At 71.9% G+C, this 21,966-nt stretch carries 20 protein-coding genes and 1 pseudogene; 14 read left to right on the forward strand and 7 right to left on the reverse strand.

What is annotated here, in order from left to right:
- The first annotated feature begins 167 nt into the window (after nt 1–167).
- Genes ACIA6B_RS06540 through ACIA6B_RS06570 form a run of 7 tightly spaced genes read left to right on the forward strand, consistent with a single transcriptional unit; the run spans nt 168 to nt 6,522 of the window.
- Nucleotides 168–1,118: a branched-chain amino acid ABC transporter permease gene (locus ACIA6B_RS06540; protein ID WP_107157517.1), complete on the forward strand. Its 951-nt coding sequence runs from the start codon at nt 168–170 to the stop codon at nt 1,116–1,118.
- On the forward strand, nt 1,115–2,260 hold the full coding sequence (locus tag ACIA6B_RS06545; RefSeq protein WP_396771614.1) for a branched-chain amino acid ABC transporter permease: 1,146 nt from the start codon (nt 1,115–1,117) through the stop codon (nt 2,258–2,260). Before ACIA6B_RS06540 ends, ACIA6B_RS06545 begins: the two co-directional genes overlap by 4 nt.
- Nucleotides 2,253–3,098 (forward strand): ABC transporter ATP-binding protein, encoded by an 846-nt coding sequence (locus tag ACIA6B_RS06550; RefSeq protein WP_374709190.1) that lies wholly within the window; start codon nt 2,253–2,255, stop codon nt 3,096–3,098. The genes ACIA6B_RS06545 and ACIA6B_RS06550 overlap by 8 nt, the downstream gene beginning before the upstream one ends.
- On the forward strand, nt 3,088–3,798 hold the full coding sequence (locus ACIA6B_RS06555; protein WP_396771616.1) for an ABC transporter ATP-binding protein: 711 nt from the start codon (nt 3,088–3,090) through the stop codon (nt 3,796–3,798). Before ACIA6B_RS06550 ends, ACIA6B_RS06555 begins: the two co-directional genes overlap by 11 nt.
- Before the next feature lie 30 nt (nt 3,799–3,828).
- Nucleotides 3,829–4,734 carry an ABC transporter substrate-binding protein gene (locus ACIA6B_RS06560; RefSeq protein WP_396771618.1) on the forward strand — a complete coding sequence of 302 codons (906 nt, stop codon included), beginning with the start codon at nt 3,829–3,831 and terminating at the stop codon, nt 4,732–4,734.
- A gap of 4 nt (nt 4,735–4,738) precedes the next feature.
- On the forward strand, nt 4,739–5,716 hold the full coding sequence (locus ACIA6B_RS06565; RefSeq protein WP_396771620.1) for an amino acid ABC transporter permease: 978 nt from the start codon (nt 4,739–4,741) through the stop codon (nt 5,714–5,716).
- 53 nt (nt 5,717–5,769) lie between these two features.
- The gene (locus tag ACIA6B_RS06570) at nt 5,770–6,522 is read left to right on the forward strand and encodes an amino acid ABC transporter ATP-binding protein (protein ID WP_396772082.1); all 753 of its coding nucleotides are present in this window, start codon (nt 5,770–5,772) and stop codon (nt 6,520–6,522) included.
- Nucleotides 6,523–6,561: 39 nt separating this feature from the next.
- On the opposite strand, the gene ACIA6B_RS06575 is transcribed toward ACIA6B_RS06570, so the two are convergent.
- Nucleotides 6,562–6,786: a hypothetical protein gene (locus ACIA6B_RS06575; RefSeq protein ID WP_396771622.1), complete on the reverse strand. Its 225-nt coding sequence runs from the start codon at nt 6,784–6,786 to the stop codon at nt 6,562–6,564.
- Between the two features lie 113 nt (nt 6,787–6,899).
- Between ACIA6B_RS06575 and polA the strand changes: the two genes are divergently transcribed.
- Nucleotides 6,900–9,599: a DNA polymerase I gene (gene polA / locus ACIA6B_RS06580; protein ID WP_281936415.1), complete on the forward strand. Its 2,700-nt coding sequence runs from the start codon at nt 6,900–6,902 to the stop codon at nt 9,597–9,599.
- Nucleotides 9,600–9,653: 54 nt separating this feature from the next.
- Here the strand turns inward: polA and ACIA6B_RS06585 are convergent.
- From ACIA6B_RS06585 to ACIA6B_RS06600, 4 genes and pseudogenes are all read right to left on the reverse strand, one after another.
- Nucleotides 9,654–9,998 (reverse strand): annotated as a pseudogene (locus ACIA6B_RS06585) (DUF3140 domain-containing protein); the annotation flags it as partial.
- A complete protein-coding gene (locus ACIA6B_RS06590) occupies nt 9,985–10,203 on the reverse strand; it encodes a DUF2945 domain-containing protein (RefSeq protein WP_281936414.1) in 219 nt (72 codons plus the stop codon). The gene ACIA6B_RS06590 and the pseudogene ACIA6B_RS06585, both read right to left, overlap by 14 nt.
- Nucleotides 10,204–10,244: 41 nt before the next feature.
- Nucleotides 10,245–10,847, reverse strand: coding sequence for a Uma2 family endonuclease (locus ACIA6B_RS06595; RefSeq protein WP_396771625.1), 603 nt, complete (start codon nt 10,845–10,847; stop codon nt 10,245–10,247).
- 57 nt (nt 10,848–10,904) lie between these two features.
- Nucleotides 10,905–11,708: a class I SAM-dependent methyltransferase gene (locus tag ACIA6B_RS06600; RefSeq protein ID WP_396771627.1), complete on the reverse strand. Its 804-nt coding sequence runs from the start codon at nt 11,706–11,708 to the stop codon at nt 10,905–10,907.
- Between the two features lie 321 nt (nt 11,709–12,029).
- On the opposite strand from ACIA6B_RS06600, the gene rpsA reads away from it, so the two are divergent.
- On the forward strand, nt 12,030–13,559 hold the full coding sequence (gene rpsA / locus ACIA6B_RS06605) for a 30S ribosomal protein S1 (protein WP_107157503.1): 1,530 nt from the start codon (nt 12,030–12,032) through the stop codon (nt 13,557–13,559).
- A 205-nt stretch (nt 13,560–13,764) separates the two neighbouring features.
- Nucleotides 13,765–15,087 (forward strand): dephospho-CoA kinase, encoded by a 1,323-nt coding sequence (gene coaE / locus ACIA6B_RS06610; protein WP_396772083.1) that lies wholly within the window; start codon nt 13,765–13,767, stop codon nt 15,085–15,087.
- A 90-nt stretch (nt 15,088–15,177) separates the two neighbouring features.
- Here the strand turns inward: coaE and ACIA6B_RS06615 are convergent, their stop codons facing one another.
- The gene (locus ACIA6B_RS06615) at nt 15,178–16,821 is read right to left on the reverse strand and encodes a hypothetical protein (RefSeq protein ID WP_396771629.1); all 1,644 of its coding nucleotides are present in this window, start codon (nt 16,819–16,821) and stop codon (nt 15,178–15,180) included.
- A 306-nt stretch (nt 16,822–17,127) separates the two neighbouring features.
- Between ACIA6B_RS06615 and uvrB the strand changes: the two genes are divergently transcribed.
- The 4 genes from uvrB to ACIA6B_RS06635 all read left to right on the forward strand — a co-directional run bounded on the left by uvrB (nt 17,128) and on the right by ACIA6B_RS06635 (nt 21,474).
- Nucleotides 17,128–19,239, forward strand: coding sequence for an excinuclease ABC subunit UvrB (gene uvrB, locus ACIA6B_RS06620; protein ID WP_396771631.1), 2,112 nt, complete (start codon nt 17,128–17,130; stop codon nt 19,237–19,239).
- A gap of 25 nt (nt 19,240–19,264) precedes the next feature.
- On the forward strand, nt 19,265–20,098 hold the full coding sequence (locus ACIA6B_RS06625; RefSeq protein WP_396771633.1) for a helix-turn-helix domain-containing protein: 834 nt from the start codon (nt 19,265–19,267) through the stop codon (nt 20,096–20,098).
- Nucleotides 20,099–20,121: 23 nt separating this feature from the next.
- Nucleotides 20,122–20,490, forward strand: coding sequence for a VOC family protein (locus ACIA6B_RS06630; RefSeq protein ID WP_396771635.1), 369 nt, complete (start codon nt 20,122–20,124; stop codon nt 20,488–20,490).
- 84 nt (nt 20,491–20,574) lie between these two features.
- Nucleotides 20,575–21,474, forward strand: coding sequence for a DUF5753 domain-containing protein (locus tag ACIA6B_RS06635; RefSeq protein ID WP_396771637.1), 900 nt, complete (start codon nt 20,575–20,577; stop codon nt 21,472–21,474).
- A gap of 124 nt (nt 21,475–21,598) precedes the next feature.
- Here the strand turns inward: ACIA6B_RS06635 and ACIA6B_RS06640 are convergent, their stop codons facing one another.
- Nucleotides 21,599–21,892: an antibiotic biosynthesis monooxygenase gene (locus ACIA6B_RS06640; RefSeq protein ID WP_107162472.1), complete on the reverse strand. Its 294-nt coding sequence runs from the start codon at nt 21,890–21,892 to the stop codon at nt 21,599–21,601.
- Nucleotides 21,893–21,966: the final 74 nt, after the last annotated feature.

Here is a 21,966-nt window from a genome sequence, read left to right on the forward strand (position 1 = left end):
TGGGTGTTCTGGGGCCGGGGGGCAAGGGGGGCCCCGCACCTGTACACCCCCAAGCCGTGTGGGGGGGGGGGGGGGGTGGGGTTTTTTTTTTTTTTTTGGGGGGGGGGGGGGGGGGGGGGCCCCCGCCCCCACCCCCTTTTTCTCTTCAGCGACGGAGCGTCCCTCCCTTGAACTTCGACGGACTGTTCTCCAACTTCGGGGAACTCACCACGACCGGCCTGACGCAGGGCGCGATCTACGCCCTGGTCGCGCTCGGCTACACGCTTGTCTACGGCGTGCTCAGGCTCATCAACTTCGCCCACTCCGAGGTCTTCATCGCCGGCGCGTTCGCCGCGATCTGGACCTGGAACGGCTTCGGCCTCGACCAGGACTCGCAGGTCAGCGGCGTCGGCTCGATCCTGTTCTATCTGCTGGTGGCGATGATCGTGGCGGCCATCGCCTCGGCCGGCACCGCGACGGTGATCGAGCGGGTGGCGTACCGGCCGCTGCGCAAGCGCAACGCGCCGCCGCTGGCGTTCCTCATCACCGCGATCGGCGCCTCGATCGCGATCTCCGAGGCGTTCGGCGTCTACACCCGACGCCTGCCCCAGGGCGCGCCGTCGCTGGTCAGCTCCAAGCCGCTGTTCCACGTCGCCGGCGTGCCGATCGACAGCATCCAGCTGCTCACCATCGGCGCCGCGTTGGTGATGATGTTCGCGCTGGACCAGTTCATCAACCGCAGCCGCACCGGCCGGGGTATCCGGGCGGTGGCCCAGGACGCCAACACGGCGGCGCTGATGGGCGTCAACAAGGACCGGATCATCCTGATGGTCTTCATCGCCGGCGGCACCATGGCCGGTGTCGCGGGCCTGCTCTACGACGTCCGGATCCAGACGCTCACCTACAGCGTCGGTTTCCTGCTGGGCCTCAAGGCGTTCACCGCGGCGGTGCTCGGCGGCATCGGCAACCTCCGCGGCGCGCTGATCGGCGGCCTGCTGCTGGGCGTCGTGGAGAACTACGCCTCGGGCCTGTTCGGCAGTCAGTGGAAGGACTTCGCCGCGTTCGCGGTGCTCGTCGTGCTGCTGATGTTCCGGCCGACCGGTCTGCTGGGCGAATCACTGGGGAGGGCACGCGCATGACGACGACGGTGAATCCGCCGACCCCGGAGCAGCAGGAGGGGATCGGGGTACGACTGCGGCACGGCCGTGAGGCGGTCGCGAACCGCTGGCACCACGCTCCGCGCTGGGTGCGCTGGGTGCTGCTGGCCGCGGTGATCGTGTTCTTCTACGCGTTGCCGAACAAGGAGTTCTACCAGTACCTCGGGCCGATCCCGACGCCCGGGGCGAACTTCACCCAGGTGCTCTTCACCGTCTCGATCTACGTGTTGCTGGCGGTCGGGCTGAACATCGTGGTCGGCTTCGCCGGACTGCTCGACCTGGGCTACTTCGGCTTCTTCGCGGTCGGCGCGTACACGGTCGCGGTGTTGACGTCGCCGAGCAGCAACATCAAGACGCTGTGGCCGTGGCTGCTGGTGGTGCCGATCGCGATCGCCCTGACCATGGTCTCCGGCGTCATGCTGGGCACGCCGACGCTGCGGTTGCGCGGCGACTACCTGGCGCTGGTGACGCTCGGCTTCGCCGAGATGATCCGGATCGCGGCGGTCAGCTCGGAGTTCCTCAAGGGGCAGCGGGGCTTCAACCAGATCCCGCACCCGCCCGGCAAGTACGCCGACGGCAAGCCGTTCTTCGGTGTGCTCGACGCCCGCCCCTACTACTGGCTGGTGCTCACGCTGATCATCCTGGTGGTGATCGGGGTGCGGAACCTGACCCACAGCCGGGTCGGCCGGGCCTGGATCTCGATCCGGGAGGACGAGGACGCGGCCCAGCTCATGGGCGTGCCGACGTTCAAGTTCAAGCTGTGGGCGTTCGCCTCCGGCGCGGCGATCGCCGGCCTGGCCGGCGCGTTGTTCGCCGGCAAGCAGAACTTCGTCAACTCGCAGAACTTCGAGCTGCTCAACTCGATCATCATCCTGGCCGCGGTCATCTTCGGCGGCTCCGGCAACATCGTCGGCGCGATCGTCGGCGGCGGCCTGGTGGCGTACATGATCGAGCGGTTCCGCGGCATCGAGCTGTTCGGCGTCGAGCTGTACGAGTACCGGTTCCTCTTCTTCGGCCTGGTGCTCGTGGTGATGATGATCTTCCGGCCGCAGGGCCTCATCCCGAACCGGCGACGAGCGGCGGAGTTCAAGGACCGTCGCAAGGAGGTGATCGTCGGTGAGTGACACCGAACAGACCCCGGCCGTTCCGGCGCAGGCCGCGGCGCCCGCCGTCGAGACGGTGGACAAGCGCGAGCCGTTGCTGGAGGTCGACCACGTCACGCTGCGCTTCGGCGGTGTGGTGGCGCTCAACGACGTGGACTTCACGCTCTACAAGGGCGAGATCCTCGGGCTGATCGGGCCCAACGGCGCGGGCAAGACCACCTGCTTCAACGCGATGACCGGCATCTACCAGCCCACCGAGGGGCAGATCCGGTTCCGGGGCGAGAAGATCAGCGGCAAGAAGCGCCACCAGATCACCCGGATGGGCATGGCCCGCACGTTCCAGAACATCAGGCTCTTCCCGGAGATGACCGCGCTGGAGAACGTCCAGGTCGGCGCGGACGCGCACCACAAGACCAGCGTGCTCTCCGCGCTGCTGCGGCTGCCGCGGCACTGGAAGGAGGAGCGCGAGGGCCGGGAGAAGGCCGAACGCCTGCTGGAGTTCGTCGGCATCCTGCCCCGGATGCACGAGTTCGCCCGCAACCTGTCGTACGGCGAGCAGCGGCGCCTGGAGATCGCCCGGGCGCTGGCCACCGACCCGGTGCTGCTCTGCCTGGACGAGCCGGCCGCCGGCTTCAACCCGGCGGAGAAGGAGGAGTTGCTCCAGCTCATCCGGCAGATCCGCGACACCGGCGTGACGGTGCTGCTGATCGAGCACGACATGCGCCTGGTGATGGGCGTGACCGACCGGATCGTGGTGCTGGAGTTCGGAAAGAAGATCGCCGAGGGGCTGCCCGCCGAGGTGCGGGACAACCCGAAGGTGATCGCGGCGTACCTGGGGGTGCCGGACGATGCTGCTTGAGATCGAGGACGTGAGCCTGCTCTACGGGCGGATCCAGGCGCTGCACGGCATCAGCCTGACCGTGGACGAGGGCGAGATCGTCGCGCTGATCGGCGCGAACGGCGCCGGCAAGTCCACCACCATGCGGGCGATCTCCGGCATCCGGCCGATCGCCACCGGCAGCATCAGGTTCGCCGGTGAGGACATCTCCAAGCTCCGGGCCGACCTGCGGGTCCGGCGCGGGCTGTGCCAGGCGCCCGAGGGCCGGGGCATCTTCCCCGGCATGACGGTGCTGGAGAACCTCGACATGGGCGCGTACACCCGGCGGGACAAGGCCGGCATCGCGCAGGACCTGGCGCGGGTGCTGGACCTGTTCCCCCGGCTGGCCGAGCGGCGCAAGCAGGCCGGCGGCACGCTCTCCGGCGGCGAGCAGCAGATGCTCGCGGTCGGTCGGGCGCTGATGAGCCGGCCGAAGCTGCTGCTGCTCGACGAGCCGTCGATGGGTCTCGCGCCGATGCTCATCCAGCAGATCTTCACCATCATCACGGAGATCAACCAGCAGGGCACCACCATCCTGCTGGTGGAGCAGAACGCCCAGCAGGCCCTGGCCCGCGCGCACCGGGCGTACGTGCTGGAGACCGGCCGGATCGTCAAGAGCGGCACCGGCGCCGACCTGCTGCACGACCCCTCGGTCAAAGAGGCCTACCTCGGCGTGGCCTGACCGACGCCCCCCTCGCAAAAGGAGTACCCCATGTTCCACCCCAGCCCCGGCCGTCGGGCGGCGCTCGGCGTCGCCGGCGCGGCCGTCCTCCTGCTCTCCCTCGCCGCCTGCGGTGAGGAGGAGAGCACCGAGCAGCCCGGCGGCGGCGCGAGCGTGACCGCCACCGCGGACTCCTCGCTGGCCGCCAAGGTGCCCGACGCCATCAAGTCCGACGGCAAGATCGTGGTCGGCACCGACTCCACGTACGCCCCGGCCGAGTTCCTCGACTCCGACGGCAAGACCGTCATCGGCTTCGACGTCGAGCTGTTCACCGCCGTGGCGGCCAAGCTCGGCCTGAAGGCGGAGTTCGTCTCGGCGCCGTTCGGCGACATCATCAACGGTGTCAACTCGGGCAAGTACGAGGTCGGCGTCTCGTCGTTCACCGTCAACGACGAGCGCAAGGGCCAGGCCAACATGGTCAGCTACTTCCAGGTCGGCACCCAGTGGGTGACCAAGAAGGGCAACCCGGCCGGGGTGGCGCTGGACAACGCCTGCGGCAAGAAGATCGCGGTGCAGAAGGACACGGTCCAGGTCGAGGACATCCAGAAGCGCTCCAAGACCTGCACCGACGCCGGCAAGCCGGCCATCACGATCGACCAGTTCCCGGGCCAGGACGCCGCCACCGCGGCGGTCGTCTCCGGCAAGGACGACGCGATGCTCGCCGACTACCCGGTCGGGGTGTACGCGGTGACCCAGTCCAAGGACGCCCTGGAGCTGCTCGACAAGCAGTACGAGGCGGCCCCGTACGGCTACGTGGTGGCCAAGGAGCAGGCGCAGTTCGCCGAGGCGGTGCGCGACGCCACCAAGGCGCTGATCACCGACGGCTCCTACAAGCAGGTGCTCGACAAGTGGAAGGTGGGGGACGGCGCGATCACGGATCCCGCGATCAACCCGTGACGACATGACCACCGAGGAAGCGACAACCGCGCGGGCACGGCCGGAACCGATCAAGGCCGTGCCCGTGCGGCACCCGGGACGCTGGATCGCGGTGGCGGTGCTCGCCGTGCTGACCGCGATGTTCGTCCACCTGTTGGTGACCAACAGGGCCTTCAACTGGTCCTTCATGGTCGACAAGATGTTCCGCCCGCCGATCATCGAGGGGCTGCTGCGCGGCACCGTGCTGATGACGGTCAGCGCGATGCTGATCGGCGTCACGCTCGGCGTGGTGATCGCGGTGATGCGGCTCTCCGACAACCCGATCCTGCGCGGCGTGGCCTGGCTGTACACCTGGTTCTTCCGGGCCGTGCCCCGGCTGGTGCTGCTGGCCGTCTTCGGCAACATCGGCATCCTGTGGAGCCGGGTCGAGTTCGGCGTGCCGTTCGACACCCAGCTCGGCCAGTTGTTCGGCATCGACAACCTGCAACTGCGGTTGTTCGGGTTCTCCTCCCGGGACATCCTCACCGGCTTCATGGCCGGCCTGCTCGGGTTGGCGCTCTCCGAGGCCGCGTACATGGCGGAGATCGTCCGGGCCGGCATCCAGTCGGTGGACCCGGGCCAGACCGAGGCGGCCCAGGCGCTCGGCCTGAGCCGGAGCCAGTTGCTGCGCCGGGTGGTGCTGCCGCAGGCGATGCGGGTGATCATCCCGCCGACCGGCAACGAGACCATCGCCATGCTCAAGGACACGTCGTTGCTGCTCTACGTGCCGGTCAGCGTAGAACTGTTCTTCCAGCTCGACGCCGTCGGCAAGCGGACGTTCCAGATCTTCCCGATGTACGTCGCCGCCTGCCTCTGGTACCTGTTCCTGACCAGCATCCTGCTGGTCGGGCAGTATTTCCTGGAGCGCCACTTCGGCAAGGGCTACGGCACGAGCGGACGCGCCCGGATGCGGCTGCGAGGGATGACGGCGGAGGCCGGCGGCAGTGCGGGGGTGGTGAAGTGACCGAGCTGATCGTGCCCACGCAGGCCACCGCGCCGACGGCCGGGTCCGACCTGATGGTGCGCGCCGAGCAGGTGCACAAGTCGTTCGGGCCGTTGGAGGTGCTCAAGGGCATCGACCTGGAGGTCCGCGCCGGCGAGGTGTGCTGCCTGCTCGGGCCGTCCGGCTCCGGCAAGTCGACGTTCCTGCGCTGCATCAACCACCTGGAGAAGATCGACGCCGGCCGGATCTGGGTGGACGGCGACCTGATCGGCTACCGGGAGCGCGGCGGGAAGCTGCACGAGATGCGGGACAAGGAGGTGGCCGCACAGCGCCGGGCGATCGGCATGGTGTTCCAGCGGTTCAACCTGTTCCCGCACATGACCGTGTTGCAGAACGTGACCGAGGCGCCGCTGCTGCTGCGCCAGGCGAAGAAGGCGCAGGCCCGGGAGCACGCCGCGGAGCTGCTGGAGCGGGTGGGGCTGGGCGACAAGCTCGGCGCGTACCCGGGTCAGCTCTCCGGCGGCCAGCAGCAGCGGGTGGCGATCGCCCGGGCGCTGGCCATGCGGCCGAAGCTGATGCTCTTCGACGAGCCGACCAGCGCGCTCGACCCGGAGCTGGTGGGTGAGGTGCTGGACACGATGAAGGACCTGGCCCGCGACGGCATGACGATGATCGTGGTCACCCACGAGATCGGCTTCGCCCGGGAGGTCGGCGACCACCTGGTCTTCATGGACGGCGGGGTGGTCGTCGAGCAGGGCGACCCGCGCGAGGTGATCGCCGCGCCGAAGCACGAGCGGACCCAGGCGTTCCTGGCCAAGGTGCTCTGACGGGTCCGGTGCGGCGTGCGCCGCACCGGACCCCTCCGGTCAGTTCACGTAGCCCCGGAGCAGCCAGCCGGGGCTCTGCGACTCGCAGACGTACGTCTGGTAGGTGCCGCTGCTGACCCGGGACTGCCCGACCGAGATGCACTTCGACTGGGTCGAGTAGACTCCACCGTTGACCCACACGGCGAATGCCGGCGCGCTGAACGCGGCCACCATGCCGGCCGTGGCGAGCACCGGCGCCAGGATTCGGACACTCCATCGTCGCATCGGGTCCTCCTTGCGAATGCCATCGACTGATCTCCATACCGTAGCGGTCCGGTCGCGATCCGTGGGGGCCGCTGGTGCCGGGGATGTCGGGGTCACGGACTAGAGTCGCTGCCGTGACAGCTACGACGCCGCGCCTGCTCCTCGTCGACGGACACTCCCTGGCATACCGGGCGTTCTTCGCCCTGCCGGTGGAAAACTTCTCCACCACCACGGGGCAGCCGACCAACGCCGTCTACGGCTTCACCTCGATGTTGATCAACGTGTTGCGCGACGAGCAGCCGACCCACATCGTGGTGGCGTTCGACGTCTCCCGCCGCTCCTTCCGCACCGAGAAATACTCCGAGTACAAGGCCGGCCGCAGCGAGACCCCGACCGACTTCAAGGGCCAGGTCAGCCTGGTCAAGGAGGTCCTCGCCGCGCTGCGGGTGCCGGTGGTCGAGAAGGAGGGCTACGAGGCCGACGACGTCATCGCCACGCTCGCCTGCCAGGCCCGCGACCAGGGCATGGACGTGCTGATCACCACCGGCGACCGGGACGCGTTCCAGCTCGTCGGCGACCAGGTCACCGTGCTCTACCCGCGTAAGGGCGTCTCCGACCTGGCCCGGATGGACCCGGCGGCGGTCGAGGCGAAGTACGGCGTCACCCCCGGCCGCTACCGCGACCTGGCCGCGTTGGTCGGCGAGACCAGCGACAACCTGCCCGGCGTGCCCGGGGTCGGCCCGAAGACCGCGGCCAAGTGGATCAACCTGTACGACGGGGTCGAGGGCGTGGTGGCGCGCGCCGACGAGATCAAGGGCAAGGCGGGCGACAGCCTGCGCGAGCGGCTCGCCGACGTGATCCGCAACTACGAGATCAACTGCCTGGTCACCGACCTGGAGCTGCCGGTGCGTCCCGAGGACGCCCGCTGGCAGGGCTGGGACCGCGAGGCCGTGCACCAGGTGTTCGACACGCTCCAGTTCCGCATCCTGCGCGACCGGCTCTACCAGTATCTCGAAGCCGTCGAGCCGGAGGCCGAGGCCGGCTTCGAGCTGGCCGGCGAGGTGCTGACCGAGCCGGGCGCGCTCGCCGGCTGGCTCGGCACGCACGCCCCGGCCGGCACGTCGGTCGGCTTGGCGGCCACGCTCGACACCGGGCCCAACCGTCGGCACACCGCGACCGTGACCGGGATGGCGCTGGCCACCACCGACGGCGCGGGCGCCTGGTTCGATCCGAGCCGGCTGGCCGCCGACGACGAGGCCGCGCTGGCCGGCTGGCTGGCCGACGCCGGGCGGCCCAAGGTGCTGCACGACAGCAAGCCGGCGGTGCTGGCGTTCGCCGCGCACGGCTGGGAGCTGCGGGGCATCGCCCGCGACACCCAGATCGCCGCCTACCTGGCCCGTCCCGACCAGCGTTCCTACGACCTCACCGACCTGGCGCTGCGATACCTGCACCGGGAGCTGCGCGTGGACGCGCCGGAGACCGGCCAGCTCACCCTGGACGGGTTCGGCGACGAGGACGCGGCCGAGCAGAACCTGATGCTCCAGGCCCGGGCCACGCTCGACCTGGCCGACGCGATCGACGCCGAGCTGTCCCGGGACGGCGAGCAGTCCGCCCGGCTGATGGCCGAGGTGGAGCTGCCGCTGATGCGGGTGCTCGCCGCCATGGAACGCACCGGCATCGCCGCCGACACCGACTACCTGTCCGAGCTGGAGGCGCACTTCGCCGCCGAGGTGAAGGCCGCCGCGCAGAGCGCGTACGCCGTGGTCGGCCGGGAGTTCAACCTGGGCTCGCCGAAGCAGTTGCAGGAGATCCTCTTCACCGAGCTGGCGCTGCCCAAGACGAAGCGGATCAAGACCGGCTACACCACCGACGCCGACGCCCTCCAGTGGCTCTACGCGCAGACCGAGCACCCGCTGCTGCACCACCTGCTGCGCCACCGCGACGTCGCCAAGCTCAAGTCGACGGTCGACGGGCTGCTCAAGTCCGTCTCCGACGACGGCCGGATCCACACCACGTTCAACCAGACGGTGGCCGCGACCGGGCGGCTGTCGTCCACCGAGCCGAACCTCCAGAACATCCCCATCCGCACCGAGGAGGGGCGGCGGATCCGGCGCGCGTTCGTGGTCGGCGAGGGCTACGAATGCCTGCTCACCGCCGACTACAGCCAGATCGAGATGCGGATCATGGCGCACCTGTCCGCCGACGAGGCACTTGTCGAGGCGTTCAACTCGGGGCACGACTTCCACGCCGCGACCGCCTCCTCGGTCTTCACCGTCGAGGTCGGCGACGTCACCGCCGACCAGCGCCGCAAGATCAAGGCGATGAACTACGGCCTGGCGTACGGGTTGAGCGCGTTCGGCCTGTCCCAGCAGCTCGGGATCTCCGCCGAGGAGGCCCGCGGGCTGATGGAGAACTACTTCGCCGGGTTCGGCGGCGTCCGCGACTACCTCCACGAGGTGGTGGCCCGGGCCCGGCAGGACGGCTACACCTCCACCATCCTGGGTCGCCGCCGCTACCTGCCCGACCTGGTCAGCGACAACCGGCAACGCCGGGAGATGGCCGAGCGGATGGCGCTCAACGCCCCGATCCAGGGCTCGGCGGCCGACATCATCAAGGTCGCCATGCTGCACGTCGACAGCGCGCTGCGCGACGCCGGGCTGCGTTCCCGGATGCTTCTCCAGGTGCACGACGAGCTGGTCTTCGAGGTCGCCCCGGGGGAGCGGGAGGCGCTGGAGGCGCTGGTGCGCAAGGAGATGGGCGCGGCGTACCCGCTGTCGGTGCCGCTGGAGGTGTCGGTCGGCGAGGGCCGCGACTGGAACAGCGCCGACCACTGACCGCCCTCTCCTCGACCCTGCCGTCGACGGCAGGGTCGAGAGGTCGGACCCTCAGCCCTTGAGCGGGTCGTGCCCCCAGTTCATCAGCGACCACCGCCACCTCGTGTCGCGCACGTCGCCGGACGGGCGCTGGGCCAGGTGCCGGTGCACGTAGCCGACCACCTTGCGCATGTGCTTGTAGTCGGCGGCGGTGAGCTGGTCGCGCTTGCGGCGCAGCAGGTCCACGATCCGGCGGCCGGAGTCGTGCCCGACTGATTCGCCGCCCTCGGTGCCCGGCTTGTGCCAGCCGACGTGCTTGGACTCGTCGGTCTCCAGCCAGCGGGTCAGCTCGGCGGGTTTCATGTTCACCGCGTCGGTGAACTCGCGGTACGTCTGCTGCGGATCCTCACTGCGACTCATCGCGGAGCACCTCCGGTCGGTGGGCGACGTCGCGGCCGGAGTCGTCGTTGGTGATCCGGTACTGCGGCTGCTCCGGCGACGCGTGCACCGGATGCCCGCGGACGTGGGTGCGCTCGGTCAGCTTCTCCTTGACCACGCCGTACGCCCGACCGCTGTGGCTGGCCCAGGAGACGTGGTCGCCGGCGCGGAACTCCTTCTCGGCCATGCCGGCCGGTTACCCGCCCGCCGGACCGCGTAACGGTGCGGTCAGGGCCGGATCTCGGCGATCGGCAGCTTGATGTCGAACGGCTCGGCCAACTCGACCACCTCGCTGCCGTCGGCCACCAGCTCGTACTGGCGCTCGCCGCCGGGACCGATCCGGTCACCGAGGCGGTACGCGTACAGGTGCACCGGGTCCTGCTCGATCCGCCAGTAGAACGGGATGCCGGCGGCGGCGTACTCGCCCGGCTTGGCGAACCGGTCCACCAGCCGGGTGCCGGGCGAGACGATCTCCACGGCCAGCACGACGTCCACGGGGCGGAGCAGGCGGCAGCCGGGCGGCAGCACGGCGTGGTGGAGCAGCACGTCCGGCCGACGGCTCGCGTCGACGGCCAGCTCGATGCTCACCGCCTGGGTGGCGCGTAGGTGGGTCGGGGCGCGGCGCCGTAACCACATGGTCAGCAGGCCGGTGATGTGCTGGTGGCGGAGAGTGGGGAGCGGGGTCACGTGGAGGATGCCGTCGACCAGTTCGACCCGGGGCGCATCGGGGGGCAGCGTCAGCAGATCTTCCACCCGGTGGTCGGCGAGCTGTTGCCGGACCGGGTCCGGGCGCCAGGGCACGGCTTCCGTCGTCATCGGTTCGGTGCTCACCGGGACAGCGTGCCGCGCCACCGCCGGCCCGGGTCGGACCGACGGTGCGACGTGCGCTCAGGTCGTCGGCTTCTCCGTCACGAAGATGGCGGTGCCGGGGAAGAGCCGGCCGCGCAGCGGGCTCCACTGGCCCCAGATCCCCTCGTGGCCGGCCGGCCACTCCGGCTCCACCAGGTCGAGCAGGTGGAACCCGGCGTCGACCAGCTCCCGGATGCGGTCGCCCAGCGTGCGGTGCTGCTCCACGTACGTGGCCACGCCGCGAGCGTCCTGCTCGACGTAGGGGGAGCGGTCGAAGTACGAGTGCACGGCGGTCAGCCCGCCCTCGCCCGGGTCGTCGAGGAAGATCCAGCGCATCGGGTGGGTGACCGAGAAGACCCACCGGCCGCCGGGGCGCAGCACCCGGGCCACCTCGCGCATCGCCGCCGCCGAGTCGTCGACGAACGGGATCGCGCCGAACGCGGTGCAGACCACGTCGAAGGCGGCGTCGCCGAAGGGCAACGCCAGCGCGTCGGCCTGGACCAGCGGCACGCGTACCCCGCTGCGGTCGGCGGCGTCGGCGGCGTGCCGCAACATGCCGGCGGAGAGGTCCAGCGCGACCGGCCGGGCGCCCTGGGCGGCGAGCCAGCGGGCGGCGGCGGCCGCGCCGGCGCCGAGTTCGAGGATCCGGCGGCCGGCGACGTCGCCGAGCAGTCGCACGTCGGCCTCGCGCAGCCCTTCCGGGCACCAGACGAAGTCGACGTCACCGAGGAACGTACCGTGCTCGGCCTGGTAGGCGTCGGCGTCGGTGTCCCACCAGCCGCGGTTGGCCCGGCGGATCTCGGCGGCCCCGACCCGCCGGCGGGTCACCCTGTCGTCGTCCACGGCGTCCACGCTAGGGCCGGTCGGGCGCCACGTCGCGGGCGGGCCGGGCATGTCGCGGGTGGGGCGGATGTGACGGACGAGACAGGAGTGGCCCCTTACCGCGCGAAATCTCCGCTTTCGCAGCGGATGAGGTCGCGCGGACCCGGGAGGGCTTGCACGCTGTGGTAATACAGCGGGTAGGCTAGACGATGCGCTCGCGGATCGTGTGCCTCGGCAGGGAGCAGGTGTGCGGTCACCGGAGCCACTAATGATCTTCTTGCGTCGATCGTTCGGTGTGCCCGGCGACGGATCCGCTGGCGCGGAAGAGTCACCGCGACACCCATGCCCGCTGTGACAACCCATCCGACCGGAGCAACCGCCCACATGACGAGCAGCATCGAGGCCACCTCGAGCGCCAACAAGGTCACGCACGACGATCTCGGCTCTGAGGAAGCTTTCCTCGCCGCTATCGACGAGACCATCAAGTACTTCAACGACGGCGACATTGTCGAAGGCACCGTCGTCAAGGTCGATCGGGACGAGGTCCTGCTCGACATCGGCTACAAGACCGAGGGCGTGATCCCCTCTCGGGAGCTGTCGATCAAGCACGACGTGGACCCGGCCGAGGTTGTTTCGGTCGGCGACCACATCGAGGCCCTCGTCCTCCAGAAGGAGGACAAGGAGGGTCGGCTGATCCTCTCCAAGAAGCGGGCGCAGTACGAGCGGGCCTGGGGCACGATCGAGAAGATCAAGGACGAGGACGGTGTCGTCCGCGGCTCGGTCATCGAGGTCGTCAAGGGTGGTCTCATCCTCGACATCGGCCTGCGCGGCTTCCTGCCCGCGTCGCTTGTCGAGATGCGGCGGGTGCGTGACCTCCAGCCGTACGTCGGCCGCGAGCTCGAAGCCAAGATCATCGAGCTGGACAAGAACCGCAACAACGTGGTCCTGTCCCGCCGGGCCTGGCTGGAGCAGACGCAGTCCGAGGTGCGCACCGAGTTCCTCAACAAGCTCCAGAAGGGGCAGGTCCGCAAGGGCGTCGTCTCCTCGATCGTCAACTTCGGCGCGTTCGTCGACCTGGGCGGCGTGGACGGCCTCGTGCACGTCTCCGAGCTGTCCTGGAAGCACATCGACCACCCGTCCGAGGTCGTCGAGGTGGGCCAGGAGGTCGAGGTCGAGGTCCTGGACGTCGACCTGGACCGCGAGCGGGTCTCGCTGTCGCTGAAGGCGACCCAGGAGGACCCGTGGCGTCAGTTCGCCCGCACCCACGCGATCCAGCAGATCGTGCCGGGTAAGGTCACCAAGCTGGTGCCGTTCGGCGCGTTCGTCCGGGTGGACGACGGCATCGAGGGCCTGGTCCACATCTCCGAGCTGGCCGAGCGCCACGTGGAGATCCCGGAGCAGGTCGTGCAGGTCGGCTCCGAGGTCATGGTCAAGGTCATCGACATCGACCTGGAGCGCCGCCGGATCTCGCTGTCGCTCAAGCAGGCCAACGAGGGCTTCGTCGAGGGCGAGGAGCACTTCGACCCGACCCTCTACGGCATGGCCGCGACGTACGACAACGAGGGCAACTACATCTACCCGGAGGGCTTCGACCCGGAGACGGGCGAGTGGCTCGAGGGCTACGACAAGCAGCGCGAGACCTGGGAGAACCAGTACGCCGAGGCGCGTCAGCGTTGGGAGGCCCACACCAAGCAGGTGCAGACCTCCCGCGCCGCCGACGCCGAGGCCGCTGCCAACCCGGCTCCGCCGGCCACCAGCACCACCACCTCGACCTCGTCGGCCCCGAGCCGTCAGGCCGAGGAGCCGGCCGGCACGCTGGCCACCGACGAGGCGCTCGCCGCACTGCGGGAGAAGCTCGCCGGCGGCAAGTGACCGGTCGCTGACGCCGGTTCGTCCACCCGGACGCACCAGCGGTTGCCTCTGACGACGGGCCCCGTCCCCGCGTTCCGCACCAGCGGAGCGCCGGGGGCGGGGCCCGCGTCGTGGACACGTGCGGACGCCGCTCGCGTGCCGTCCGGTCGGCTTGGAAGCGCCGGCCCTGTTTGGCATGTGTCCGGTGATCCGGTTGACTGTCCGGATGCTGAAGGTGGGGCTGACGGGCGGGATCGGATCCGGCAAGAGCGCGGTGGCGGCCCGCCTCGCCGCGCTCGGCGCGGTGGTCGTCGACTCGGACCGGATCGCCCGAGAGGTGGTCGCGCCCGGCACCGAAGGGCTGGCCGAGGTGGTAGCCGCGTTCTCCGACCGGGTCCTGGGCCCGGACGGCTCGTTGGACCGGGCCGCGCTGGGCGCGCTGGTCTTCGCCGACGAGACCGCCCGCCGCCGGCTGGAGGCGATCACCCACCCCCGGGTCCGGGCGCGGGCCGCCGCGCTGGTCGCCGCCGCGCCCGCCGACGCGGTGGTGGTCAACGACGTGCCACTGCTGGTCGAGGTGGGGCTCGCACCCACGTACCACCTGGTGCTGGTGGTGCAGACGGCGGTGCCGACCCGGCTGGCACGGTTGTCCCGGGACCGGGGCATGGACCCGGCCGAGGCCGAACGGCGGATCGCCGCACAGGCCGATGACGCCCGCCGGGCGGCGGTGGCGGACGTGCTGCTCACCAACGACGGCACACTGACCGACCTGCACGACGCGGTGGACGACCTCTGGCGGGACCGGTTGCTCCCCTACGAGCGCAACGTCCGCGAGCGGCACGCCGTCCGCGCCGAGCCGTCGCCGGTGACCGGCCCGTCGACGTTGACCGGCCCGTCGACGTTGACCGGCCCGTCGACGTTGACCGGCCCGTCGACGTTGACCGGCCCGTCGTCGGTGACCGGGCCGTCGACGTTGACCGGGCCGTCGACGGTGATCGGGCTGTCGACGGTGACCGAGCCGGATCCGACCTGGCCCGCGCAGTACGCCCGGCTGGCCGCACGGATCCGCCACGCGGCCGGTGGCGACCTCCGGATCGACCACGTCGGCTCCACCGCCGTGCCCGGCCTGGCCGCGCCGGACGTCATCGACATCCAGCTCACCGTCTCCTCGCTGGCGGAGGCGGACGGTCCGCTCGCCGACCGGCTGGCCGAGGCGGGCTTCCCCCGGATGCCCGGCGAGTGGCGGGACGCGCCGCGTCGCCCCGACCGGGTGCAGTGGGCGAAGCGGCTGCACGGCGGCGCGGACCCGGGTCGCCCGGTGCTGCTGCATCTGCGGGTGGCCGGCTCGGCCGGTTGGCGGTACGCGCTGCTGATGCGCGACCACCTCCGCGCGGACCCGGCGCGCCGGGCCGCGTACCTCCAGGTGAAGCGGGACCTGGTGGCTGCCGCGCCGGACAGCGCGGAATACGGCACGCTCACCGACCCCTGGTTCGACGAGGAGCACCTGCGCGCCGAGGACTGGGCCGCCCAGACCGGCTGGCGCCCCTGACCCCCGCCCTCCCGCCCCGCCCCGCCCGCCCGCCGCCCCGCCCCGCCGCCCCGCCCCGCCGCCCCGCCCTCAGATTCACGGAAAGCGTGCTCATTCCGCGACGGATGGCCCCACTTTCCGTGAATCTGCGCGCTTCGGCGCGGAGGGGGTGAGGGAGGGGGTGAGGGTGAGGGTGAGGTGGATCCACACGTTTTCGGGGGTGCGCAGTTCCAGGCGGTGGGGCAGTCCGGCCCGGTCCAGCCACCAGCGCAGGCCGCCCGGCACCTCGATGACGTCCACCGCACGGCCTGCGGTCGCGTCCGCCCGGATCCGCAGCGCCGGTCGGTCCGGTGGTCGGGTGCCGGCCCGCAGCGCGGTCTCGACGAGCCGGTCGAGGGCGTCGATGGGCGGCCGGGCGGCGGCCGAGAGCAGCCCGCCCGGCGTCGGCAGTGGCGGGGTGCCGGGCCCGTCGGGAGACGGCTGCGCGTGAGCCACCCCGTCCGGTCCGGCCCGTCGTAGCGTACGCCGGCCGGTGTCGTCGTCGGTCACCGTGAGGTACGCCGACCGCGTCGACCAGCTCAGCGTGCCCACCCCGTGCAGGGTGGTGGACGGGTCGAGCGGGGCGGCCACGGTCACCGCCGCGCCGCCGGCGCGCCGCAGCCGGGCGGGCAGGCCGGCCAACCGGTCCGCCTCGTCGTCGGTCAGCGGCCGGGGCTGCCCGGCCCGGCCGCCGAGCGCGTCCACCGGATGCGGGGCGGGCCGGTCGGCACGCTCCAGGTCGACGGTGACCGGCGTGCCGTCGGGCAGTCGCCCGGCCAACCGGTGCAGTCGGGCGTCCCGGTCCAGCCAGAGCGTCGGCCGCGGATCACCCGACGGGGCGGCCAGCGGTGCCCGGAGCACGTCCACCGGGATGCCGGCGAGGCTCTCCCGGCGCAGCCAACGGCCGTCCCGCGCGACCGGGTCGAGCCGGTCCGCGCCCAGCCCGAGCAGCAGGTCGCGGACGGCGGCCAGCCCTCGGCCGGCCGGCGGCTCGCGGAGCCGCCACCGGTCGGGCGGCGGCACCAGCGGTGGTCGCGCCGGCGTGGGCAGCGCGGCCGGGGCCGGGCGGACCAGCAGCGCCGCCGCGGTGGCCTGGACGAGCCCCCGGTCGGTGCCCGCGCCGGGGCCGCCGACGTCCAGGTAGAGCAGCGGCCGGGCCCAGTCGACCCAGCCGAGCAGGTCGATCCGGTCCCGACCGGCGCCGACCGTGACCCGGACGCCGGCGCGCAGGTCCCGTCCGTTGGTCACCCGCAGCGCGGCCACCCGCTCGGCCTCGTCGGCGGTGAGCGGGCGGTCCGCCGGGCCCGACCGTGGCGGGGGCGTGCCGGGCAGCCCGGTGACCAGGAGGGTCGCCGAGGCGGCGGCGGCCAGCAGGAGCGAGGCCAGCGCGGCGTGCCGGCGGGTCGGCCGGTCCGGTGGGTCGCCCGCCCCGTCCAGCGCGGGATCGTCGCCCGCTCGGGTGCCGGCCGGTCTCGGGCCGGTTCCGGCGCCGCCGCGCCGCCGGCGGCCGACCGTGGTGCCGGGCCGGGTGGGGACACTGGTGCGGGATCGGCGATGGCCTCGGCCGGGCTCGCGCGGCACGTGCTGGTCGGCGTCGCCGCGTGCGGTGACCCGGTGCGGGCGCGGCGGTGCGGGTGGCCGGCCCGGCTCCGGGGCGGACGCGCCGGTGCCGGTCGCGCGGTCACGGCGCGGCCGGCGGTCGGGAGAGGGCTCCACGAGGGGACAACGCGGCTGCGGGGTCACGGGTGACGACGCAGGGGCGCTCGCGGCGGCCGGTGAGCGCCTCTCGGCGCGACCACCATGGGCGCGCACGCCGGTCGTCCCGGGTGCTGCGGCCTTCGGCGCCGGGGGCGGCCGGGCCCCCGCGAGGGAGGCGGCCACCGGCCCGGTCGGCCGCCGCGAGCGGCCTACGGTACGAGGGTAGTCCGGTGAGATGAGCCACACAATGGGAATATCGAAGCCGGTCAGGGACGATCCGTGGTCGGCGGGGAAGTGTCGGACCGCGGGCGTACCGTTGGTGACATGGCGCTCGACATTCCCCGGCTCGACGGCCGCTTCCAGGTGGTCAGCGAGTTCCAGCCGGCCGGCGACCAGCCGGCAGCCATCGACGATCTTGAGCGCCGCGTGCGTCGCGGCGACCGCAACACGGTGCTGCTGGGTGCGACCGGCACCGGCAAGAGCGCCACCACGGCGTGGCTGGTCGAGCGGCTCCAACGGCCCACGCTGGTGCTCGCCCCCAACAAGACGCTCGCCGCCCAGCTCGCCAAGGAGTTCGGCGAGCTGCTGCCGCACAACGCGGTGGAATACTTCGTCTCCTACTACGACTACTACCAGCCCGAGGCCTACATCCCGCAGACCGACACCTACATCGAGAAGGACTCCTCGATCAACGAGGAGGTGGAGCGGCTGCGGCACTCGGCGACCATGTCGCTGCTCACCCGACGCGACGTCATCGTGGTGGCGACCGTGTCGGCGATCTACGGCCTCGGCACGCCGGAGGAATACCTCGACCGCGCGGTGCGGGCCAAGGTGGGGCAGGAGCTCGACCGGGACCAGTTGCTGCGCCGGCTGGTCGACATCCAGTACACCCGCAACGACATGGCCTTCCAACGCGGCACGTTCCGAGTCCGCGGCGACACGCTGGAGATCATCCCGGCGTACGAGGAACTCGCCGTCCGGATCGAGCTGTTCGGTGACGAGATCGAGAAGCTCTACTACCTCAACCCGTTGACCGGGGACGTGGTCCGGGAGGTCGACAGCCTGGTGATCTTCCCGGCCACGCACTACGCCGCCGGCCCGGAGCGGATGGAGCGGGCGATCCGCGACATCGAGGCCGAGCTGGCCGAGCGGCTGGCCGAGCTGGAGCGGCAGGGCAAGCTGCTGGAGGCGCAGCGACTGCGCATGCGCACCACCTACGACATCGAGATGATGCGTCAGGTCGGCTTCTGCTCCGGCATCGAGAACTACTCGATGCACATGGACGGCCGGCTGCCCGGCAGCCCGCCGCACTGCCTGCTCGACTACTTCCCCGACGACTTCCTCACCGTGGTCGACGAGTCGCACGTCACCATCCCGCAGATCGGTGGCATGTACGAGGGGGACGCCTCCCGCAAGCGGATGCTCATCGACCACGGCTTCCGGCTGCCCAGCGCCGCCGACAACCGGCCGCTGCGCTTCGACGAATACCTGGAACGGGTGGGCCAGTCGGTCTTCCTCTCCGCCACCCCGGGCCCGTGGGAGCTGGAGCAGGCCCAGGGCGAGTTCGTCGAGCAGGTGATCCGGCCCACCGGTCTGATCGACCCCGAGGTGGTGGTGAAGCCGACCAAGGGGCAGATCGACGACCTCATGCACGAGATCAAGCTGCGCACCGAGCGTGACGAGCGGGTGCTTGTCACCACGCTGACCAAGAAGATGGCCGAGGACCTCTCCGACTACCTGCTGGAGAACGGCATCCGGGTGCGCTACCTGCACTCCGAGGTGGACACGCTGCGCCGGGTCGAGCTGCTGAGTGAGCTGCGCAAGGGCGACTACGACGTGCTGGTCGGCATCAACCTGCTCCGGGAGGGCCTCGACCTGCCCGAGGTCTCGCTGGTGGCGATCCTCGACGCCGACAAGGAGGGCTTCCTGCGCAGCGGCCGGTCGCTGATCCAGACGATCGGCCGCGCGGCCCGGAACGTCTCCGGCCAGGTCCACATGTACGCCGACAAGATCACCCCGTCGATGGCGTCGGCGATCGACGAGACGAACCGGCGCCGGGCCAAGCAGATCGCGCACAACGAGGCGCACGGCATCAGCCCCGAGCCGTTGCGCAAGAAGATCCACGACATCCTCGACGACATCTACCGCGAGGCGGAGGACACCGAGGCCGCCACCGTCGGCGGCGCCGCGCGGCAGCTGTCCCGGGGAAAGGCGCCGGTCAAGGAGACCCGCAGCCGCGGTGGCCGGGGCGGCGCGGCGACCCCGTCGCGGGAGGGGATGGCCCGGGCCGATCTGGCCAACCTCATCCAGGAGCTGAACGACCAGATGCTGGCCGCCGCCCGGGAGCTCCAGTTCGAGCTGGCGGCGCGGATCCGCGACGAGGTCGCCGACCTCAAGAAGGAGTTGCGCGGGATGGACGCGGCCGGGGTGCGGTGAGCGGCGGGCCGGCCGGGCGGGCGGGATGCTGACCGAGGCGGTCGTCGGGCGTCCCGACGCGCGGCTGCGTCCCTGGGTGGACCGGTACCTCGGCTACCGGGAGGACGCGCCGGCGCCGCTGGTGCGCCGCGAGGTGGCCGGCGCGTTCGTGGTGCTGATCCTGGGCTGGGGCGACCCGCTCGACGTGCACGATCCGCGGGCGTCGGGCCGCGGCACGTCCAGCAACGCGTTCCTGGCCGGCCCGTTCGACGGTTGGTGCGCCACCCGTACCGCCGGCACGGGAGTCGGCGTGCAGGTGGTCCTGAGCGCCCCGGCGGCGCGCCGGGTGCTCGGGCTGCCGCTCGGCGAGCTGGCCAACCGGGTGCTCCCGGTCGACCGCGTCGCCGGCTGGCTGACCGACCTGCGGGACGCGCTGGCCGGCGCGGCCGGCTGGGCGGAGCGCTTCGCCCGGCTCGACGCCGCCCTCGCCGCCCGGCTGCCGGCCACCGACCCGGTCGACGGCCGGCTGCGGGCGGCGTGGCGGCGGCTCGACGGCAGCGGGGGAGCGGTCGGCGTCGCCGCGCTGGCCGACGAGATCGGCTGGTCCCGTCGTCACCTGGCGGTCCGGTTCCGTCAGGAGTTCGGGCTGCCGCCGAGGACCGTGGCCCGGCTCCTGCGCTTCGAGCGGGCGTACGCCGGTCTGGGCCGCACGGTGCTCACCGCGCCGGCCGCCGGCGCGGGCGGGGCGGGTTGGGCGGAGCGGGCGGCCCGCTGGGGCTACTACGACCAGTCGCATCTCATCCGGGAGTTCCAGGCGTTCGCCGGGGCCACGCCGGCGGTGCTGGCCCGGCCCGGATCACATCCGTCCTATCCGGACTGACCGCCGCGCGGCAGGCTGGCGCCATGCGAAGCATCTACCCGGTTCTCCGGTACCCCGACGTCCACGCCGCTGTCGACTTTCTCCGGTCGGCGTTCGGTCTCACGGTTCACGAGCTGCACTCCGGGCCCGACGGCGCGGTGCGCCACGCCCAGCTCGGTCACGGCGACGGCCTCGTCATGGTCGGGCCGGGGCCCGCACCGGCGAGCCGCCCGGCCGACGACGACTACCGCGTCTACCTGGCGGTCGACGACGTGGACGCGCACCACGAGCGGGCCCGGGCGGCCGGCGCGGACATCGTCAGGTCGCCGTTCGACACCGATTACGGCTCCCGCGACTACGCCGCCCGTGACCTGGTCGGCATGGTCTGGTCGTTCGGCACGTACCGGCCCTGACCGACCCGGCGTCTGTTGCTCTGCGCAAGCGAGGTATTGCCGTGTGTGATGGTCATGCGTACGCTCCCACCCTGGGAGGAGCGCATGCCGATGTCAGCAAGTCCGGTCGTCCGGCGGGTGCGGCTCGGCGTCGAGCTGCGCCGGCTGCGCCGCCGTGAGTCACTGACGCTCGAACAGGTCTGCGCCCGGCTCGGTTGGGCGTCCACGTCGAAGCTGTCCCGCATCGAGCTGGGGCAGAGCCGGCCCGACCTGGCCGACGTGCTCGACCTGCTCGACGTCTACGCGGTGCCGCCGCACCAGCGGGACGATCTGATCGTCATCGCGCGGGACGCCGCCACCGGGCGTGGCTGGTCCAAGGCGCTGGGCGAGATGGGCGAGCGGCAGCGGGCGTACGCGGAGTTGGAGGCCGGCGCCGAGCGCATCGTGGAATACCAGCCGGCGCTCGTGCCCGGCCTGTTGCAGACCCCGGCGTACGCCCGGCTGCGGGTGTCGGCCGGCGCGTCGGTCGCCGACGGGGTGGACGTGGAGGCCGACGTCCGAGCCCGGGCGGTGCGCCAGGAACTGCTGGTCCGGCCGGACCCGCCGCACTACACCGCGTTGCTCGACGAGCGGGCCTGCGAGCCGGGCGGCCTGCCGGCCGAGGTGTGGCGGGAGCAGCTACGGCATCTGCTGGCGCTGACCGAGCGGTCGCACGTCACGGTCCGGGTGCTGCCGCGGGACGCCTCGTCCGGCGACGACCTGCATCCGCTGGCGCCGTTCTCCTACTACGCCTATCCGGACCCGGACGATCCCCGCACCGTGCTGGTGGAGACGCTCACCACCGACCTGCGCCTGGTCGGCGAGGCGGACGTGGCCCGCTACGAGCAGGTGATCGAGCGGCTGCTCGCGGCGGCGCTGCCGGAGGACGCGACGGCCGAGCTGCTGGCCCGGCGGCTCGGCCCCGCGCCGGTGCCCCGGCCCCGTGACGCGCACGAGCCGGGGTGAGGGCCGCTACGCGCCCACCGGCCCGAAACGGGGCCGCCGCGCGCCCACCGGGCCCGGCGCCCCCGTTGCCCGTCGGGACCGGTGACCGCGCGTCGCGCGCAGGCTACGCGTGGGGTACGACAGTTCAGGCCGGCACGTCGACGAAGTGCTCGACCAGCGGCGGGCCGGCGAAGTACGGGCCGATCAGCCCGCGCCACCGCCCGAAGCGCTCGGTCTGCCGGAAGTTCACGTCGTGCGCCTCCACCGAGTCCCACTCGACGAGCAGCACGAACCGGGTGGGCGACTCCACCCCGCGGGTCATCCGCACGGAGCGGCACCCCTGCGCCTCGGCGAGGATCGGCCGGGCCTGCGCGTAGGCGGCGGCGAAGTCGTCCTCGTGTCCGGGCGTCACGTCGATCAGCGCGACCTCAAGAACCATGCCCGAAGCCTCCCATGCCCGGCCACCCCCGGTACGCTCCGGGGGCGCTCCGGCGGGCCGCGTCTCCACACCGG

It is taken from the genome of Micromonospora sp. NPDC051141 (assembly GCF_044455765.1).
Classification (GTDB): domain Bacteria; phylum Actinomycetota; class Actinomycetes; order Mycobacteriales; family Micromonosporaceae; genus Micromonospora.

What these genes read in the sequence shown, in the direction of transcription:
- ACIA6B_RS06545 (WP_396771614.1), top strand. Translation starts at nt 1,115, where the DNA reads ATGACGACGACGGTGAATCCGCCGACCCCGGAGCAGCAGGAGGGGATC.
- ACIA6B_RS06555 (WP_396771616.1), top strand. Translation starts at nt 3,088, where the DNA reads ATGCTGCTTGAGATCGAGGACGTGAGCCTGCTCTACGGGCGGATCCAG.
- ACIA6B_RS06560 (WP_396771618.1), top strand. Translation starts at nt 3,829, where the DNA reads ATGTTCCACCCCAGCCCCGGCCGTCGGGCGGCGCTCGGCGTCGCCGGC.
- ACIA6B_RS06565 (WP_396771620.1), top strand. Translation starts at nt 4,739, where the DNA reads ATGACCACCGAGGAAGCGACAACCGCGCGGGCACGGCCGGAACCGATC.
- ACIA6B_RS06570 (WP_396772082.1), top strand. Translation starts at nt 5,770, where the DNA reads ATGGTGCGCGCCGAGCAGGTGCACAAGTCGTTCGGGCCGTTGGAGGTG.
- ACIA6B_RS06575 (WP_396771622.1), bottom strand. Translation starts at nt 6,786, where the DNA reads ATGCGACGATGGAGTGTCCGAATCCTGGCGCCGGTGCTCGCCACGGCC.
- ACIA6B_RS06590 (WP_281936414.1), bottom strand. Translation starts at nt 10,203, where the DNA reads ATGGCCGAGAAGGAGTTCCGCGCCGGCGACCACGTCTCCTGGGCCAGC.
- rpsA (WP_107157503.1), top strand. Translation starts at nt 12,030, where the DNA reads ATGCCCGCTGTGACAACCCATCCGACCGGAGCAACCGCCCACATGACG.
- coaE (WP_396772083.1), top strand. Translation starts at nt 13,765, where the DNA reads ATGCTGAAGGTGGGGCTGACGGGCGGGATCGGATCCGGCAAGAGCGCG.
- uvrB (WP_396771631.1), top strand. Translation starts at nt 17,128, where the DNA reads ATGGCGCTCGACATTCCCCGGCTCGACGGCCGCTTCCAGGTGGTCAGC.
- ACIA6B_RS06625 (WP_396771633.1), top strand. Translation starts at nt 19,265, where the DNA reads ATGCTGACCGAGGCGGTCGTCGGGCGTCCCGACGCGCGGCTGCGTCCC.
- ACIA6B_RS06630 (WP_396771635.1), top strand. Translation starts at nt 20,122, where the DNA reads ATGCGAAGCATCTACCCGGTTCTCCGGTACCCCGACGTCCACGCCGCT.
- ACIA6B_RS06635 (WP_396771637.1), top strand. Translation starts at nt 20,575, where the DNA reads ATGCCGATGTCAGCAAGTCCGGTCGTCCGGCGGGTGCGGCTCGGCGTC.
- ACIA6B_RS06640 (WP_107162472.1), bottom strand. Translation starts at nt 21,892, where the DNA reads ATGGTTCTTGAGGTCGCGCTGATCGACGTGACGCCCGGACACGAGGAC.